At 59.2% G+C, this 17,424-nt stretch carries 17 protein-coding genes; 9 read left to right on the top strand and 8 right to left on the bottom strand.

The features are described 5' to 3' along the window. Positions 1–73: 73 nt before the first annotated feature. The 6 genes from JI59_RS22150 to JI59_RS22130 all read right to left on the bottom strand — a co-directional run bounded on the left by JI59_RS22150 (position 74) and on the right by JI59_RS22130 (position 3,504). The gene (locus JI59_RS22150) at positions 74–400 is read right to left on the bottom strand and encodes a hypothetical protein (RefSeq protein WP_007015435.1); all 327 of its coding nucleotides are present in this window, start codon (positions 398–400) and stop codon (positions 74–76) included. Positions 401–677: 277 nt separating this feature from the next. Beyond that, positions 678–1,097: an IS200/IS605 family transposase gene (gene tnpA / locus JI59_RS22145; protein WP_007015436.1), complete on the bottom strand. Its 420-nt coding sequence runs from the start codon at positions 1,095–1,097 to the stop codon at positions 678–680. 130 nt (positions 1,098–1,227) lie between these two features. Continuing rightward, positions 1,228–1,500 carry an energy transducer TonB gene (locus JI59_RS28055; RefSeq protein WP_420798905.1) on the bottom strand — a complete coding sequence of 91 codons (273 nt, stop codon included), beginning with the start codon at positions 1,498–1,500 and terminating at the stop codon, positions 1,228–1,230. 467 nt (positions 1,501–1,967) lie between these two features. Then, positions 1,968–2,273 carry a TonB-dependent receptor gene (locus JI59_RS22140; protein ID WP_007015438.1) on the bottom strand — a complete coding sequence of 102 codons (306 nt, stop codon included), beginning with the start codon at positions 2,271–2,273 and terminating at the stop codon, positions 1,968–1,970. Positions 2,274–2,347: 74 nt separating this feature from the next. Next, the gene (locus tag JI59_RS22135) at positions 2,348–2,908 is read right to left on the bottom strand and encodes a recombinase family protein (protein ID WP_004213255.1); all 561 of its coding nucleotides are present in this window, start codon (positions 2,906–2,908) and stop codon (positions 2,348–2,350) included. A gap of 182 nt (positions 2,909–3,090) precedes the next feature. Then, positions 3,091–3,504 carry a MerR family transcriptional regulator gene (locus tag JI59_RS22130; protein WP_007015439.1) on the bottom strand — a complete coding sequence of 138 codons (414 nt, stop codon included), beginning with the start codon at positions 3,502–3,504 and terminating at the stop codon, positions 3,091–3,093. 75 nt (positions 3,505–3,579) lie between these two features. Here JI59_RS22130 and JI59_RS22125 point away from each other — a divergent pair, with 75 nt between their 5' ends. From JI59_RS22125 to JI59_RS22110, 4 genes are all read left to right on the top strand, one after another. Beyond that, positions 3,580–3,975, top strand: coding sequence for a mercuric transporter MerT family protein (locus tag JI59_RS22125; RefSeq protein ID WP_007015440.1), 396 nt, complete (start codon positions 3,580–3,582; stop codon positions 3,973–3,975). 12 nt (positions 3,976–3,987) lie between these two features. Continuing rightward, positions 3,988–4,317, top strand: coding sequence for a heavy-metal-associated domain-containing protein (locus JI59_RS26400; protein WP_081096816.1), 330 nt, complete (start codon positions 3,988–3,990; stop codon positions 4,315–4,317). Positions 4,318–4,355: 38 nt separating this feature from the next. Next, positions 4,356–5,774, top strand: coding sequence for a mercury(II) reductase (gene merA, locus JI59_RS22115; protein WP_052118039.1), 1,419 nt, complete (start codon positions 4,356–4,358; stop codon positions 5,772–5,774). 91 nt (positions 5,775–5,865) lie between these two features. Continuing rightward, on the top strand, positions 5,866–8,835 hold the full coding sequence (locus JI59_RS22110; protein WP_014072601.1) for a Tn3 family transposase: 2,970 nt from the start codon (positions 5,866–5,868) through the stop codon (positions 8,833–8,835). On the opposite strand, the gene JI59_RS22105 is transcribed toward JI59_RS22110, so the two are convergent. Then, complete coding sequence (locus JI59_RS22105; protein ID WP_420845490.1) at positions 8,748–10,685, bottom strand: TonB-dependent receptor plug domain-containing protein; 1,938 nt, start codon at positions 10,683–10,685, stop codon at positions 8,748–8,750. The two genes, JI59_RS22110 and JI59_RS22105, sit on opposite strands and share 88 nt — an antisense overlap. A gap of 1,859 nt (positions 10,686–12,544) precedes the next feature. Here JI59_RS22105 and JI59_RS22095 point away from each other — a divergent pair. The 4 genes from JI59_RS22095 (at position 12,545) to JI59_RS22085 (ending at position 16,053) form a co-directional block, all read left to right on the top strand. Further along, positions 12,545–13,033, top strand: a complete 489-nt coding sequence (locus JI59_RS22095; RefSeq protein ID WP_007015446.1) for an Rrf2 family transcriptional regulator — start codon at positions 12,545–12,547, stop codon at positions 13,031–13,033. 3 nt (positions 13,034–13,036) lie between these two features. Beyond that, positions 13,037–13,204: a hypothetical protein gene (locus JI59_RS27180; protein WP_153811644.1), complete on the top strand. Its 168-nt coding sequence runs from the start codon at positions 13,037–13,039 to the stop codon at positions 13,202–13,204. Continuing rightward, the gene (locus tag JI59_RS22090) at positions 13,204–13,581 is read left to right on the top strand and encodes a cupin domain-containing protein (protein WP_007015448.1); all 378 of its coding nucleotides are present in this window, start codon (positions 13,204–13,206) and stop codon (positions 13,579–13,581) included. Before JI59_RS27180 ends, JI59_RS22090 begins: the two co-directional genes overlap by 1 nt. Before the next feature lie 168 nt (positions 13,582–13,749). Further along, positions 13,750–16,053 carry a nitric-oxide reductase large subunit gene (locus JI59_RS22085; RefSeq protein WP_007015449.1) on the top strand — a complete coding sequence of 768 codons (2,304 nt, stop codon included), beginning with the start codon at positions 13,750–13,752 and terminating at the stop codon, positions 16,051–16,053. A gap of 320 nt (positions 16,054–16,373) precedes the next feature. On the opposite strand, the gene JI59_RS22080 is transcribed toward JI59_RS22085, so the two are convergent. Next, entirely contained in the window at positions 16,374–16,643 is a 270-nt protein-coding gene (locus JI59_RS22080) for a hypothetical protein (RefSeq protein ID WP_007015451.1), read from the bottom strand. A 484-nt stretch (positions 16,644–17,127) separates the two neighbouring features. Between JI59_RS22080 and JI59_RS22075 the strand changes: the two genes are divergently transcribed. Continuing rightward, on the top strand, positions 17,128–17,424 hold the full coding sequence (locus JI59_RS22075) for a hypothetical protein (protein WP_007015452.1): 297 nt from the start codon (positions 17,128–17,130) through the stop codon (positions 17,422–17,424).

Raw genomic sequence — 17,424 nt, 5'->3', positions numbered from 1 at the left:
TAAATAATCCTGATCAAAGACGTATGACAGCACCGCCGACAAGCATCAGCGCTGCAAGATCGTTACGACTCGATCAAGCGATAGGAGGTCGCAAATCCGGCCCCAAATTTCGGAACACAAAAACATCTGCAGATGCAGGACCGTATAAGGCCGCAGCACGGTCGAGCATCTGCTCGCCCTGCCCCACACCAATCACGAACGAGGATGCGTGATGGCATCCGTGCTGATGCGGGACCGCTGGATCAGCATCGCCGGGAGCCGGCTTTTCATTCTGCTCCTCGCGCATCTCCGCAGTACACGCTTGGGCAATCGGGGTCGAAAGCTCCTGGGCATGCACGACGGTCGATGTCACGAGTGACATCGCCAGCATCCAGAGAATCAGAAACCCTTGCCGAACCATAACGGCCCCCTAACCCAATCCTCTCATACTGTCATCGGAAAATCGTGCCCTAAAGCAGAAATCTGACATACACTCGCTAGATGCTCACGTCTCTCTAATCCAGAGACGCACGTTTTTATCGGAATTACCCCCAATATCCCATACACGGGCAGTTATGGTATGGTATATCATAAATTTAATATTGCAGGCAGCGATCTTATTTAACATATACCTCTATCCGCTCTCCTCGCGCGAACTGATCTTTATCTGAATGACTGACCGGCTGACGCCGGTAGGATCACGCGGAGGGGCTGAAGCCGTCCTTGTGGGTATGGCGGTCCAGGTAGCGCATGATGATATCATCGGTGATGTTGCCGGATGTGGTCGAGAAGTAGCCGCGTTGCCAGAAGCGTTGTCCCCAGTAGCGTTTGCGGATGTGCTCGAACTCCTGTTGGATCTTGCGCGACGAGCGGCCCTTGGCTCGGCGCACGAAATCGCTGACCGCGACATGCGGCGGGATTTCGACGAACATGTGGACATGATCGCGCGACAGAGCGCCGTTGACGATGGTCACTCCCATTTCGTCGCAGACCTGCCGAATGATCTCGCGGACCCTGAGCCGGACATCGCCGATCAGCACCTTGTACCGGTACTTCGGTGCCCAGACGAGATGGTAGCGATGATGGAATGTCGTGTGACAGCCGCTGCGATACGCCATAGCCTGTAACCTCGGAAAAAACGGAAGCGTCACGCCTTCGGCGGCTTCCGTTTTTTCCGAGGTTACAGGCTACCACCCGAGTCTGAGGCTGAAGCCAGTATCCGACTGAAGTCGGAGGGGTTCCTCCCTATCAGAGGACTCTAAAGCTAAACTTCACTGAAAAGACAAGATCGTAGTCCTGTATTTCGACAGGTGGCGGTGGCAGAGGACTGGCGGCGTGTACGCTTCTGAGCGCCAAACGATCGAGCATCCTGTTGCCGCTAGATGATTCGATCCGCGCGTCGATCAACTCGCCCCGAGGATCGAGCGCGATGCGCAATCCGACTTCGCCCGACAGACGAATGCCGCGTGGTTTGCTCACCTGAATATGCCGCCAGACCTGGGCCTGGTAGGCAGTCCAGATGCTGTCAGCCTCCGCCCTGTCGCGAGGAGAGACAGACGCGGAAGGGAGGGTCAGTGCGGGTGATGGAGCAAGAACGGGAGGTTGTGGGTGTAAAGGAGATGTCGCTCGCATTTCTGCTGCTGCAGGCTGGGCCGCCGGTTTCGCAGAGCGTGCATCGGCCGCAGCCATAGCGACCTGCTGCTGTCTGGCCACGGATCGTTTAGGACGCTCGGAAGCCAGTTCCGGTTGCGCATCTAATTGGGGTTCGGTTGGTAGCGTGAACAGGCTGACAGATCGTCTGTCCGACCGTTGTACTTCAGGAGAGAGCACACCCGCGAGGCCTACTGCCAGGCCACAAAGCCACCCACAGGTGACCAGAAGAGAGAGCAGCGCCCCGACAAACCTTGCTCGAGGCGAAGCCGAAAGGAAGCCGGGAGATGTTCCATCCCCCGACTTGTCTTGATATGGCTTCCTCGCAGTGAGCAAGGCTAGAACTTCACGCCAAAGCCGACATTGATCGAACGGCCGCGCCCCGGCACGGGACGCAGCATGCCTGTTGCACCGTAATCACCGAGCGATATGCCGCCGAGCGGCGCAAAATACGCCTTATCGAGCAGATTTTCAGCCGCCAGCGTGACGCGGTAGGTCTTCCAGCTATAGGCAATCTGAGCATCCACCAGCGCATAGCCTTGGGTCCGCGGCTCGTTGCGGGTCGGATCGACCCGGTCCTTGTCGGCTGCCCAGCTGAGCTGCACCTGCGTCTCAAGGCCGCCAAGGCTGTGTTCAAGGCTCACTGACCCGTTGAAGGCGTCACCTCAAGCTTTGTACGCTGAACAACGATTTTCCGGACATAATGTGAACATTGGTGTCAGGCAGCGGCGCGAAGGTACTGGTAGAGGGTTTCGCGGCTGATGCCCATGTCGCGCGCGATGGTCGCCTTGCGTTCACCGGCGGCAACGCGGCGGTGCAGATCGGCAATCATCTCATCCGAGAGCGACCGTTTCCGCCCCCGATAGGCGCCGCGCTGCCGAGCGATCGCAATGCCTTCGCGTTGCCGTTCGCGGATCAGGGCGCGCTCGAACTCAGCAAACGCACCCATGACCGAGAGCATCAGATTGGCCATCGGGGAGTCCTCCCCCGAGAAGGACAGGCTTTCCTTCTCAAACTCGATCCGGATACCTCGCTTGGTGAGGCCCTGGACCAGCTTGCGCAGGTCATCCAGATTGCGGGCCAACCGATCCATGCTGTGGACGACGACGGTATCGCCTTCGCGGGCGAAAGTGAGCAGAGCCTCAAGCTGGGGGCGGTTGACGTCCTTGCCCGATGCCTTGTCGGTGAAGGTCCGATCGAGCGACTGACCTTCCAATTGGCGATCCACATTCTGATCGAACGTGCTGACCCGGACATAGCCGATCCGTTGCCCCTTCACTGCGCACTCTCTCCATCAAAATGTCAGGTTGAAATCTATGATACGCAACGACATTCGTCAACAAATTCCGTTTAGTACCCTAATCTGACAGAAACCGCGGTAGCGCCCTGACGTCCGGTTAGGCTATACTCCAGATTGACGACAGAAGATCAAATCCCGCAAAAATAGCGGCCTCACTTGTCCTATACGGACGAAAACTGAAGTGCGTCCAAAATAGGACATTCGGCAACGTCGTCGCCGGTGCATTTGTCTAATGTTGTCGCCAGCGCCGCCTCTATCTTCTGCAAATCGGCAATACGGCGACGGACATCGTCAAGGTGTGCTTGGGTTCTCCCCATCACCTCTGCGCACGTTTGCGCTCCAACGTCGGTCAGCGACAACAAAGACCGAATCTCATCCATCGCAAAGCTCAGATCGCGGGCGCGCAGGATGAACTGCAACCTTTGCACCAGTTCCGGCGAATAGACCCGGTAGCCATTGGCGTTGCGCGCCGGTGCTGGCAGCAATCCGACCTTCTCGTAATAGCGGACGGTTTCGAGATTGCAGCCGGTCCTCCGGGCAAGCTGAGCGCGTAAAATGCCAGATTGTGGCTGCATGAAAAACCTCTTGAGTCTGTACCTACTACAGAGGCTACACTGCGAATCACGAAGGCGGAAGAAAGGATTTGCGGCATGGCCTCAGCGCCTGAATCAGGACAGTCAGCCCTCACTGAAAACGACGAGCCGAAGCGGGCGAACTGGGTCGCCACGGGCGCGCTGATCGGCGCGGGGCTGGCCTCCGCCTGCTGCGTCGTGCCGCTCCTGTTCGTTACGCTTGGCATATCCGGCGCGTGGATCGCCAACCTGACCGCGCTCGAACCTTACAAGCCTTATGTCGCGGCGGTGACGCTGGCTCTGCTCGGCTACGGCTTCTGGCATGTCTATTTCAAGCCGAACCCACCCTGTGAGGACGGCTCATATTGCGCTCGTCCGCAATCGGCCCGCACTACCAAAGCGGTGCTGTGGCTGGGTCTCGCCATCGTCATCCTCGCGCTCACCATCGACTGGTGGGCACCTTGGTTTTATTGAAAGGGTACACCCATGAAGAAGACTATACTCATTGGGCTGGCCGTGCTGGCAACCGCCGGTGGCGGGGTCGCCCTAGCACTTGACAATTCAGCACAGGATCGCCCTGCGGCCACCGCAACCGCTCAGAGGCAAGCCACCTTTGCCATCGAAAACATGACCTGCGCCACCTGCCCGATCACCGTGAAGAAGGCGATGGAAGGCGTGGCAGGTGTCAGCGCGGTGACGGTTGATTTCGCCGCCAAGACCGCGCGCGTAACATATGATCCTCGCCGCGCGAATGCTGCTGCGATTGCCGCTGCGTCGACCAATGCGGGTTATACGGCGCGCGCTATTCAAAACTGAATGACGGCGCCCGTCGCGCCTGAAGAAAGCTGTATCCAATGAACGATTGTTGCAACCGCCCTGGGCGGGATGGATATGACGTGGCCGTCGTCGGTGCGGGCTCGGCGGGTTTTTCCGCCGCGATCACCGCCGCCGAACTCGGGGCGAAAGTCGCGCTGATCGGCCATGGCACGATTGGCGGCACCTGCGTCAATGTCGGCTGCGTTCCGTCCAAGACGCTGATCCGTGCCGCCGAGGCGGTGCACGGTGGGCGAGCCGCCACGCGCTTTCCCGGCCTTGGCGGTAACATTCAACTAGGCGATTGGGCGCAGCTCGCGGCATCAAAGGATGAATTGGTCAGCACGCTGCGCCAGAAAAAATATGTCGATCTTCTGCCCGCCTATTCCGGGGTAAGCTATATCGAGGGCAAGGCACGCTTCGCAGACGGTGCGCTGATCGTTGACGATGTGCCGATAAAAGTCGGCAAGGTCATATTGGCGATGGGTGCGCACGCCGCCGTGCCGCCGATTCCGGGGATGGACAGCGTGCCCTACCTAACCAGCACATCGGCGCTGGCGCTGGATCGCTTGCCCAAATCGCTGCTGGTGATCGGTGGCGGGGTGATCGGGGTAGAACTGGGACAGATGTTTTCGCGTCTGGGCGTTGATGTCACCATCTGCTGCCGAAGCCGCCTGCTCCCCGAAATGGACCCGGAAGTGAGTGCCGCGCTGAAAAACTATTTGGAAGCCGAGGGCGTGCGGGTTTGCGCAGGTGTCGGCTATCAGCGTATCGCCCAAACACAGAGCGGGGTCGAATTGACCTGCGAGGGGCATTGTGACACCGTCGCGGCGGAACAGGTGCTCATCGCCACCGGACGCCGACCCAATAGCGACGGGCTTGGGCTGGAGGAGCGCGGCATAGTGCTTGCCCGTAATGGTGGAATCGTCGTCGATGACCACCTCGAAACGTCGGTTCCAGGCATTTACGCGGCGGGCGATGTAACGGGACGGGACCAGTTCGTCTACATGGCCGCCTATGGCGCAAAACTGGCCGCGCGCAACGCGGTGACGGGCAACCAATACCGCTACGACAATTCCTCCATGCCATCCGTCGTCTTCACCGACCCGCAAGTCGCCAGCGCCGGCCTCACTGAAACGACAGCACGGGCGCAAGGCCTGGACATCAAGGTTTCGCTGCTCCCGCTCGATGCTGTGCCAAGGGCACTGGCAGCACGCGATACGCGGGGTCTCATCAAACTGATTGCCGACAAGGCGAACGACCGTTTGCTGGGCGGCCAGATCATGGCACCCGAAGGCGCGGATTCGATCCAGACACTGGTGCTGGCGATCAAACACGGCATGACCACCCTGGAATTGGGTGCAACGATATTTCCTTACCTGACCACTGTGGAAGGCCTCAAACTGGCGGCCCAAACGTTTGATAAGGATGTCGCCAAACTGTCTTGCTGCGCCGGGTGATTGCTCGGGGATCAACCGGCAACGAATGGCCTCCCTCCAGTGCAAGCCGCTTTGGTGTCAATTTTGTTATTCGCCTCAGCGGGAGAGCAAAATGGCACGACGCCGACTTCTGACCGGAGACGAGCGCCGGCGCCTGTTCGATCCTCCTGTCCAAGAAACCGCGATCATTGGGCATTATACCCTTTCTGCGGAAGATGTTGAATTGGTTGGGCGCCGCTATGGTCCAGCAAATCGCCTCGGTCTGGCTGCACAAATCGCTTTGATGCGACATCCCGGCTTTGGTCTGCAACCCGAGATCGGGCTTCCCGACGTCATTCTTCAGTACCTCGCGGCACAGTTATTCGTCGATCCTTCCTCCTTCTCTGCATATGGTCAGCGCGCGCAAACCCGTACCGATCATGCCGATCTCGTGGCGCGTTATCTTGGCATACGCCCGTTTCGACGCGGCGACCTGGCACTTGCCCTGAATCTTGCCGCGCAAGCCGCCGAGTATACAGACAGAGGTGAACCGATTGTTCGCGCCCTCATGGTTGGCCTGAAGGGTGAGCGGTTCATTCTTCCGTCAGGCGACACACTGGAACGCGCCGGTCTTGCTGGCCGGGCACGCGCACGCAAAGCTGCCGCAGCCGCAATCGTCGAAGGCCTCAGCTCTGCTGAACTGACACGGCTAGACGAACTCGTAATCAACAACCCGGATTTCGGCATGACACCGCTGGCGTGGTTGCGTAATTTCGAAGAAGCCCCGACTGCGGCCAATATCAATGGCTTGCTTGAGCGCCTGCGCTATGTTCGCGGCATAGGTATCCACCCGGTAGTTGGGGGCGCCATTCCGGAATTCCGCTTTGCCCAATTTGTCCGCGAGGGCGGCGTGGCACCGGCATTCCTGCTTTCGGATTACAGCGTCAATCGCAGGCGGGCGACGTTGACGGCCGCAGTGATCGACCTTGAGGCCAGACTTGCCGATGCCGCGATCCAAATGTTTGACCGACTTATCGGCGGCATGTTCACGCGCGCGCGGCGTGGGCGCGAGCGTCGCTACCAAGATAGTATTCAGTCGGTGGGGCAACTCATGCGGCTGTTTGGCGCCACGATTACAGCACTTGATGAGGCTGTCCAGAATGGCGGCGATCCGCTCGAATTGATTGACGAAGCGGTGGGCTGGCACCGGCTTGTTGCGGCAAAGGCCCAAGTAGATGCCCTTGCTGATCTTGCCGGCGAGGACGCACTGGTAACGGCAACCGAGCGTTACGCCACGCTACGGCGTTTCAGCCCGGCATTTCTGGACGCCTTCACCTTCAAGGCGTCTGGAACAGGGACGGCACTGATCAAAGCCATCGATGTCATTCGCGATGCGAACACACGAAAGTCGCGCGACCTTCCCGATGGCGTTCCACTGCCATTCCCCAATCGGCAGTGGAAGCGTCTCATCACCGAAAGCGGCCGTATCGACCGCCGACGTTATGAAATTGCGATCATGGCAACCTTGCGTGATCGTTTGCGCGCCGGTGATGTATGGATCGAGGGAACCCGCAACTATCAGCGCTTCGATGCCTATTTGCTGGGTCGGCGCGACGCCGCCAAAGTGGCGGATGTGCTTCCGTTCGATTCAAATGCTGCATCCTACCTCGCTGACCGGGCACGAAATCTTGACTGGCGGCTGCGCCGATTTGCCAAGCAGTTGAAAACAAACAAGCTTGAGGGAGTGTCGCTCGAACGAGACCGGCTCAAGCTTCAGCAAATGCCGCCTGTCACCCCACCGGAAGCTGAAGCCCTCGATCGCAAGCTCGATACCCTGCTTCCCCGCGTGCGCATCACCGAGCTGCTGCTTGAAGTCGCCGAACGCACTGGTTTTTTGAACGCATTCCGTGACCTGCGCTCAGGCAAGGAGCACGACAACCCCAGCACGGTACTCGCCGCAATTCTGGCTGATGGCACCAACCTCGGGCTGGAGCGGATGGCCAATGCCAGCGAAGGCGTCAGCTATGCCCAACTCGCATGGACCCACAACTGGTATCTTTCACCCGAGAACTATCAGGCCGCGCTGGCCATGATCATCTCAGCCCATCACGAATTACCCTTCGCGCGGCATTGGGGCGCTGGCACCAGTTCGTCGTCCGATGGCCAGTTCTTCCGGTCGGGGCGGAGCCGTTCAGGGGCGGCGGACGTCAATGCCAAATATGGCGCCGAACCTGGCGTGAAAATCTATTCTCACCTTTCCGATCACTTCGCATCATTCGGATCACGGATCATGTCCGCGACGGCAGGTGAAGCGCCTTACGTGCTCGACGGGCTTGTCCTGGGCGCCGGCAACCTTCCGTTGCATGAGCACTATACCGATACCGGCGGCGCCACCGATCATGTTTTCGCACTCTGCCACCTACTCGGGTTCCGCTTCGCGCCCCGGCTGCGCGATATTGGCGACCGCAAGCTGGGTTCGATCGCTGCGCCATCGACATACAAGGGCATCGAAAATCTGATGGGCCGCACCATCAAAACGGCAGCGATCGAGGCCGATTGGGATGACATCGTCAGGATTGTCGCCTCAATCAAGGATGGCACGGTGGCGCCGTCAGTAATCTTGCGAAAACTTGCCGCCTACAAACGCCAGAACAGGCTGGATTTTGCATTGGCTGAACTGGGCCGTATCGAGCGCACTTTGTTCACGCTCGATTGGCTTGAACAACCGGAACTGCGACGTGCCTGTCAGGCCGGTCTCAACAAAGGCGAGGCGAGGCACACGCTTGCCGCCGCCATCTATACCAACCGGCAGGGTCGGTTCACCGATCGCTCGCTGGAAAATCAGGAATTTCGCGCATCTGGGCTGAACCTGCTGATTGCGGCGATTTCCTACTGGAACACGGTCTATCTCGACCGGGCCGCCCAGCACCTCAACGCTGTCGGCACGACGTTCGATGCGGCACTGCTTGCGCACCTTTCTCCGATGGGCTGGGCGCACATCAGTCTGACCGGCGATTACCTCTGGGAGCAGGCCAGGCGACTTCCAGCAGGTGAATTCCACCCACTCAACGAGCCAATGGCGCGGTTGAAGCGTGTAGCGTAGCCCATGTTCCGCTTATGTCCGAGAAATCGTTGTCTGGCGAACAAACCTTGAGGTGACGCCTTGAAGGGCATCTGGTGATAGAGCGACGCACCATCACTAATATTCCGGCCACGCAGCCAACTCGCCTTGGCGTTCAGCCTGGTCTTGCCGAAGCGCTCGCTCGACCAGAGCGGCACCGCGCCGGACACGTCGATTCCATAGATTTCCGCGTCCTGATTGGCGAATTGCAACTGCGCGAAGCCCGTTGGCATGCCCATCATGTCGGTGAAATCCTTCAGCTTCACGACGTCGATATAGTCCGTCACATGGGTGTAATAGGGCGAGATTCTTACCGACCAACCCGTCTCGCCGCCCCCCTTGAAGGTAAGGGTCGCGCTCAGCGTATCGGCCTTTTCCGGTTTGAGATCGAGATTGCCGACATAACCGTTGCCGTCGCCGAACCAGCCGATCATGCTGCTCGACATGCTGCCCCGGCCCCAGGTGTAGCGCTCGTAGATGTTCGGCGAGCGCGCCTTGCGGGCATAGCCAAGCTCAAGGCTGGCGATCTTCGACAAGTCGTAGCGCAGCAGCGCCGAGGCGCTCCAGTTGCTGTCGTGCCGGCGGCGGCTGGCCGCGTTGAAGGCAGTGGCGGCCATGACGTCGGCCATCTGCATCATGCCCGTGCCATAAGGCTGGACCTCGCCAGCGTTCATCCATAGCTGATCGTTGCGGATCCCCGCAATTGCCGTCACGCTGGACCAGTTCTTTTCCCACTCCACATAGGTCCCAAGCCGGTCGCGCTTCGCACCGTTGACGTTGATATAGGGGTCAGGCCCCATCATCATGCTGCCCGCGACCGCAGGCCAGTAATCGTTTAGCCACTGGTGCTGGAATTCGTTGCCGACCCGCAGCGTGCCGGCATTGCCGAGCAGAATATCCACCTTCACATTATAGCCGGCCGAGCGGGTTTCGGTGTTCATGGGCATGCCGCCGTTCGCGGTCCCGCCCTTGTCGGCCAGGAAATTCATTTCATGATCGGTGTTACGATAATGAGCTCGCACATCGAGGTCGCCCCAATCGAAGGCCCCGGCATAATGCCCGTTGAGGAACCAGCTCTTGTTGGAGGTCATGTCCATATACTGGTTGGGAAAGCCCTCATAGGGCGAGAAATGATAGCCGCCCTTGAGCTCGAACAATCCGATATCCGTCTGCGCGGCGAGGTTGAGGCTATGGTCGGTCTTGGCGAACTCGGACGAACGCACCGTGCCGTGTGAGCCGCCCCCTTCAAAATTATCGGCTTGGGTATAGGAGCCGTTATAGGTGAGGCTGAGCACATCATTAGCCATGGTGAGCGACATGGCGCCACCAAAGCCATCGCCGTTGCTCCGGTAAAAGGCGGAGGCTTCTCCGGTGAGGAGCGTTTCTCCCGAGCGCGCGAACTGCGGCGGCGCGGTTTCGACCGCGATGATCCCGCCGATGCTGTCGCCGCCAGAACTGACAGGCGAGACGCCGGTGATGACGCCGATCGACTGCACGGTCTGTGGGTCGGTGTACGAGAGCGGCGGATTCATGTCGTTGGGGCATGCGGACATGATGGTGACGCCATCGACCGTGACACCGAGGCGCTGTGATTCGAGCCCCCTGATGACCGGCAGCGTCGAAAAGCCCCCCGCCGAGAAGCCGCTGACGCCGGGAACCGATTGCAGGAGCTTTGCGGTATCGCTCGAACTGCTCTGGCGCGCTCGCAGATCCGAACGGTCGATGCGTTGGGCTCCCGCTGCCGTCTCGCCCTGAACGACTTCGGAATCGATGTCGATGTCGGGAAGCGCCGTTGCTTCCTGGGCAAATGCCTGACCTGAAGCGCCTAGCAAGGCGGCTCCCGACAAAAGGCAGAACCGCCGGCCGCTGCCGAAATATCTGTGAATGGTAGATTTGGACATACATGATCTCGCAATTACACGGGCCGTGAGGCCAGGGCCGGCACCCAATCGGGTGCCGGTCGACAAAAGGGGCGCGACATGTGTTCGCGCGACGTTCCGTCAGTTCATTGCGGAAGGAGGTGCCTGGGAGGGTGGCGGCGGCGCGGCCATGCCGCGCCCTGGTGCACCGATGGAAATGAACGGCGATCCGAGGCTCAGCGCGTACCGCAGCGGCGCCTTCGCCAGCGCGAACCCGACGGATTGGTCGAAAGGGGTGCCATTGGTTGCATAAGCGCAAGGCGTCTCGTGAGATGCAGGCTTATGATCCTCATGACCGGCTTCCTGCTTTTCCATAGGAAGAAGCATGGTTGTCCGGACCGGTCCGAAACCGGTGCAGAGCGTCACGACAAACCCGGATACGCCCTGTGTCGGCATGAAGCCCGGCGGAACGAGCATGCGAGTGGCGAAGACGCAAAGAATCAAGAGGACGAACGTCCCCCGCATCCTTTGCGCTTGCCTTATCCAGACCATGGTCGGATCGATTCCGGTGTAGCCTGCGACCAGGCTTTTGCTTGCGTCAGACCGAAAGCGGCAGCCCTTCAGCTGTCAGATTTTCGGCCCCTCGAACGGCGGCGCGGGGAAGCCTGCCCGCTTATAATCGAACAGGCAGAAACCCAACGGCTCCGATGTTCAAGATGCCAAAGGAGGACCGCGAAGCGGTGGAAGGGCAAAAGGTCTGGCGGCAACCTCGACCTGCAAGGGCGGTGGCTGGGCGATCTCGTGAAACAGGCCGGGACCTGGGAGCAACTCTCGAGGCACATCAGCGGCCAGCGCTGGCGTCGATAAACCGAAGAAAGGGCAGGTTACAGACTGAAGACTCCGATCGCCTCCATGCTCCCCCTGGCTATCCGACATCGGGATATCGATGACGGCCTCTCTTGCTCCCTCGCCCGTGCACAGGATGACGGTCAGTCCCATGCTGTCTGAGCGGGCATATAGCCCGTGGGAACTAATGCACGGGTAAGCAGAGCCAGCACAAACATTACGGCCACGAGGCCATGCTTGTTCGATGTTTTCCCTGCCTGCCCGATCATGCAGCCGTCACTAGCGGGAGCAGGTGCCCATGTCATCCTTTGAGCGTACTTCGCCGGGCGAGCGTTACATACCAGCGCTTGCTGTCTGGATCAGGCAGTCACCGCTATTGCAAATCCGTCCTCACCGGTCGGTCTCTGCAGACTGGAACAGGCGCAGCGTTAGGTCGAGGTGAGCGCCCGCTCGATTAATCGTCAGGACTGGCCCGACTGCTCGATAATGGTTGTGAACGCCCACGCCGTCAACGATGGCTAGACGGTGTAGCCTTGCCGCGAAACTGCGAAACACTGCGCGATCCATGTCAAGACACCTCAATAGGCGTTTACGGGGCCTGAGCTGACGCCCATCCTGTTGCTAAACGTCGCGCTTACAAATTCCGGTCTCCGCCATCATGTCGAGCTATTCATCGCCCAAGATCGCCGAGAGTGAGACATGGACAGCTTGCACCATGCCATTCAAACTGCCGCAGACGAGGATGGCCGCGCCTTTGTTATCCATCGCCGCAAATCGGCGTGCGCTGCTTTCAACAGATACTGGACATAGCGCGCGCAGTCAGGCGCGCGCAAGAGCGGTGCCATCTCTCACGGTCCCCCGCGCTCGATGTGGGTGAAGTATCATACCGAAGATCAGCGATAAGCAAACATCTGGACATGGGGCAAAAAAGATGTAACGCATATGCATGTTTTTAGCGCGAGCCGACCAAATGCGGGGAAAAGGCCGTGAAACTTACCCTCTTCACAGATTATGCCATGCGCACACTGCTCTATCTAGGCGCCCGGCCTGAACGGCTCTGTTCGATCGGTGAGGTGGCGCAGGCCTACCGGATCTCACAGAACCACCTGATGAAAGTGGTCGTTGAACTGGTGCGAAGCGGTCATGTCGAGAGTGTGCGTGGACGGTCCGGGGGCATTCGCCTGGGTATGCCACCAGAGCAGATCAATATCGGCGCGGTCGTTCGTCGCACAGAAGATGGCTTCGATCTTGTCGATTGCGGAAGCTGCGTTGTCGCTCCGGCCTGCGGCCTTACGGGCGTGTTAAGGGAAGCACTCGGTGCGTTCATGGCGGTGCTTGACCGCTATACGCTCGCCGACCTGCTTGCCAAACGAGGAGATATCGCAGCGATCTTCGATCGCCAGGAGGTCGGCGCTCTTCAGGGGCCCCCTGTCCGAAAGCGCAGTCGGCAACTGGCATTGGAAAAGGAGGCCTGAGGCATGGTCTGCCCTGAATGCGGCCAGCCGGTCGATCCTTCGCCGTTCGACCCTCGTCGCCAGTCAATAGGCCTGTTCGCGGGGATCGCGGCGCAGTTCCGCCGGATCGTCGGCCGCATCGTTCCACGCGAACATTGCCATCATCGCATCGTAAGGGAGAAATCCGAATAATGGCTCTGCATCACGCGGCAGCCGGCGAGGTCGTTGACCTTTCATTGATGCCGCTTTCAGCCGAAACCGAACACTCGACGGCGATCGTCAAAACCGCCCAGTTCGAAGCCATTCGCCTCTTGATCCCGCGTGGGACAGACATGCCGCGGCATCAGGTTCCCGGCAGCATAACCCTACACTGCCTTGAAGGATGCGTGCAATTGGGGCTCGGCGAAACAGTGACCCAGTTGGCGGCGCATCAGTGGGTCTATCTCGAAGGCGGTGCACCCCATTCGATAAAGGGTCTCGACGATTCCGTGCTGCTGTTGACAATCCTTTTTCCGCCTGCCGATGTGAGTATTGGTGAGCCGGCAGGTGCGTCGATCAGTCAGGATTAGCGCGCGGATAGCGTCTTCCTGCGGTTCTTCTTCCCGCAACACACACTTGATATACTTCGGCACCTGGGCGCGCAAGCAGTGCGCCGTTCCGTCGCCAACAGGTTGAAGGACAGGTCCCAGCCCAAGATTGTATCGCTTCGAACGGGATAGCCGACAAGGGGGAATTCCATGAGCAATACGCGCAAACTCTGGATTTGGCTCTTCGCATTGCTTGCGACATCGTTCGCCGTTCTGCTGCTGGTGGGGCGCGATATCAGCATTCAGGCACCCCCATTGCCCGAACGCGTAGTCACGCAAAGCGGCCAGACCTTGTTTACACGCGCCGACATGCAGCTCGGCCGGCAGGTCTGGCAATCGATGGGCGGCATGCAGCTCGGCTCGATATGGGGGCATGGGGGTTATGTTGCTCCGGACTGGTCGGCCGATTGGCTGCATCGCGAGTCGATCGCGCTTCTCGACCTGTGGGCGCGGCGCGATTTCGGACAGGGCTATGACAACCTTGGTCCGGAGCAACAGGCGGGCCTCCAGCGGCGCCTGCAGACCGAGATGCGCACCAACAGTTACGACCCGCAGACGGAAGCGATCACGGTCAGCGATGACCGCGCGGCAGCGATCAATACCGTCGCTGGTCATTATGTCAGCCTTTTCGGCAATGACCCGGCAACCGCAGAGTTGCGCGAAAACTATGCGATGAAGAACAACACGGTTCCGGACGAAGCCTACCGCACCGCGATGACCCGCTTCTTCTGGTGGACCGCTTGGGCCGCAACCACTGAACGGCCTGAGCGCGAGACAACCTACACCAACAATTGGCCAAGCGAACCCTTGGTCGGCAACCGGCCACCTTCTACAACTTTCATCTGGTCTGCGTTTAGCGTCACTTTCCTGCTCGCCGGCATCGCGCTGCTGGGCTGGCATCATGCAATGACGCATGGCCGCCGGGAAACCCCGCATGACTTACCCGCGAGTGATCCGCTGCGCGACGTCGTGGTAACGCCATCGATGCGCGCGACCGCCAAATATTTCTGGGTCGTACTCGCGCTGTTCCTGGTGCAAATCTTCCTGGGCGCAATGACGGCGCACTATCAGGTCGAGGGCCAACTTGTTTACGGTTATGAGGCGGCAGAGATCCTGCCCTATTCGATCACCCGGACCTGGCATACCCAGCTCGCTGTGCTGTGGATCGCGACCGCCTGGCTGGGTACGGGCCTCTATATGGCCCCCGCCATTTCCGGCTACGAACCCCGATTCCAGGCGTTTGGCGTCAACATCCTCTGGGCCTGCCTCCTTATCATTGTCATCGGTTCCTTCGCCGGGCAATGGCTGGCAGTAATGCAGAAATTGGGCCTGGAGCGGAACTTCTGGTTCGGGCACCAGGGCTTTGAATATGTCGACATGGGCCGGTTCTGGCAATGGTTCCTATTCATTGGCCTGATGATCTGGCTCGTGCTGGTGGGTCGCGCACTCTGGCCGGCGCTTCGGACGAACTCCGAATCCAAGCACATCACCATGCTCTTCTTCCTGTCCACCGTCGCCATCGGCCTGTTCTATGGCGCAGCCCTCCTGTGGAACGAGCACAGCGCACTTTCTATGATCGAATATTGGCGCTGGTGGGTGGTTCATCTGTGGGTCGAGGGCTTCTTCGAGGTCTTTGCGACCGCAGTGATCGCCTTCCTTTTCACCCGCCTCGGTCTGATACCGATCCCGACAGCGACGGTCGCGGTGCTGTTCGCCACGATCATCTTCATGGCTGGCGGCGTTCTCGGCACCCTCCATCACCTCTATTTTGTCGGCACCTCGATCTCGGTGCTTGCGCTCGGCGCCAGCTTCTCGGCGCTGGAAGTCGTACCGCTGGCCTATATCGGCTATGAGGGCTATGCGCACTGGAAGCTGAGCAGCGCCACGCCCTGGATGCAGCGCTACAAATGGCCAGTCAGGTTCTTCCTTGCCGTGTCCTTCTGGAACCTGGTGGGTGCCGGCCTGTTCGGTTTCCTCATCAATCCTCCGCTCTCCCTGTACTACATGCAAGGGCTCAACCTGACCCCGCTGCACGGCCACACCGCCCTGTTCGGCGTTTACGGCATGCTCGGTGTCGGACTGGTTCTGTTCTGTCTGCGGGGAATGTTGCCCAATCTGGTCTGGGACGAGCGGGCGCTGAGAATCAGCTTTTGGTGCTTCAACATCGGCTTGGCCCTAATGGCCCTACTGACTCTCCTGCCACTCGGGACCATCCAGCTTATCGCTGCGATCGACAAGGGGTATTGGTATGCGCGCTCCGCAGAGTTCATGCAGCAACCGCTGGTCGACCTCCTCGTCTGGATGCGTGTTCCAGGGGACGTCGTTTTCTCGATCGGCGCGCTCGCGCTTGCTTGGTTCGTGGCCAGCCTATGGCTACGGCCAAGGCGCGAACCGGACGCGTTGCCAACAGCGCACGAGGAAAAAACAGAAACGCACGCTGCGCGATCCAACTGACGCGCAGCGATAGAACTTTATTATCTGGAGATCCCGGGCCGTCGATGTCGGCGGCCCTGACCAGCTTCTCGCTGTTCCTCGTGCGCGGCCTCGCGATCAATGCACTCGGCGCGACGCTCCTATCCTGCTGCAGTCGCTCAATTGAACGGGCGCAACACCCACCCAGGGTATTTGCGTGATTGACGCACAACCCCGACATCCAGTCCCTGATACATCCGCCATGATGAGGACGTGGCCTGGGAAGAATATCCAATGGCAACGCTGAACGCTCAGACAGCGGTGCTATCCGAATCGCGTCCCCAAGCCAGCCGAGCTTCTGCCTAACTCCAGTTCATCGACCCGGCAAAAAGGATGACGACGCCCAGTGTCACCGGCATCGACATCAGATAGTGCTTCTGCCATCGCCACCATGTCCGCGGCACGAACAGAACTGCCGCTCGCACGGAGGTTACAGTTGCCCAGCACCGCTCTCGGTACAATTCGACCACCACCGTGGCGCAGGATAACACCAAGGCGATGACGCAGCAGATGCTTGCCGCGAGGTAGAGCGCCATCCAGTTTGCCAGTTCGATCGCGGTCAGTTGTTGCATTCCGAAAATTGTATACCCGAAACGCACCAAGAAAGCCCAGTCGCTTTAAGGGTCGAGCATCCTGGTGCCTCAGATCGCCGCCACTACTCTCTAGCCACGAAACCATTCAGCTTCGCTGCAGTGCACCAGGGAAAACGCAGCAACCGCGCCGTCCTGTGTCGACCGAACCGCAGCGGGAGTGCACGGGAAAGCGTGAGTTAACCATGTTGCTAGATCGCAATCCCCTTAGGGAGAAAATACCGCGCGAACTTTTGAGCGATAGAGAGAAGCGGTCTGATAATCTCTACGACCCGCTGATCGTGGGAATAGCTATACGCCTAATCGCTCAAATTTATCTCCATTTTGGATGTAATCGAGGATGGCTTCCAAATCCCTCATGTGAGCCGAAACGAATAAATCAAGATTCGGAAAAATACTTATTGAGAGGAAGCAGAAAATCGAAGCTAGTCAGCCCTCCCCGCCCCGATGGCCCTGATCCTTCTTGATGGACAGCATCATGCATGCCTCGATTCTTGTCATACTCCTCGAGGATCACGAGACACTCGAGGTTCACCGGAGCGAGATCGATGCTTGGAAAAGGCTCATCCGCTTCGTGGACAGCCGGTGGTCTCATCGCTTCGGTTCACAGATTCCACCAGAGGACGAGACGACGCGGATCACCGCCTTCTTCAAAGGCAAAGGTATCTACCTGATCGCCAGAGCCGACTTGTCACAGGTAAGCCGGGAGATCGACGAGGGCGAACAAGAACATCTCAGGACCGAAATCTTCCGCTTGAGATAA

The organism is Novosphingobium pentaromativorans US6-1 (assembly GCF_000767465.1).
Taxonomy (GTDB): domain Bacteria; phylum Pseudomonadota; class Alphaproteobacteria; order Sphingomonadales; family Sphingomonadaceae; genus Novosphingobium; species Novosphingobium pentaromativorans.
This window is presented reverse-complemented; position numbering and strand designations above follow the sequence as displayed.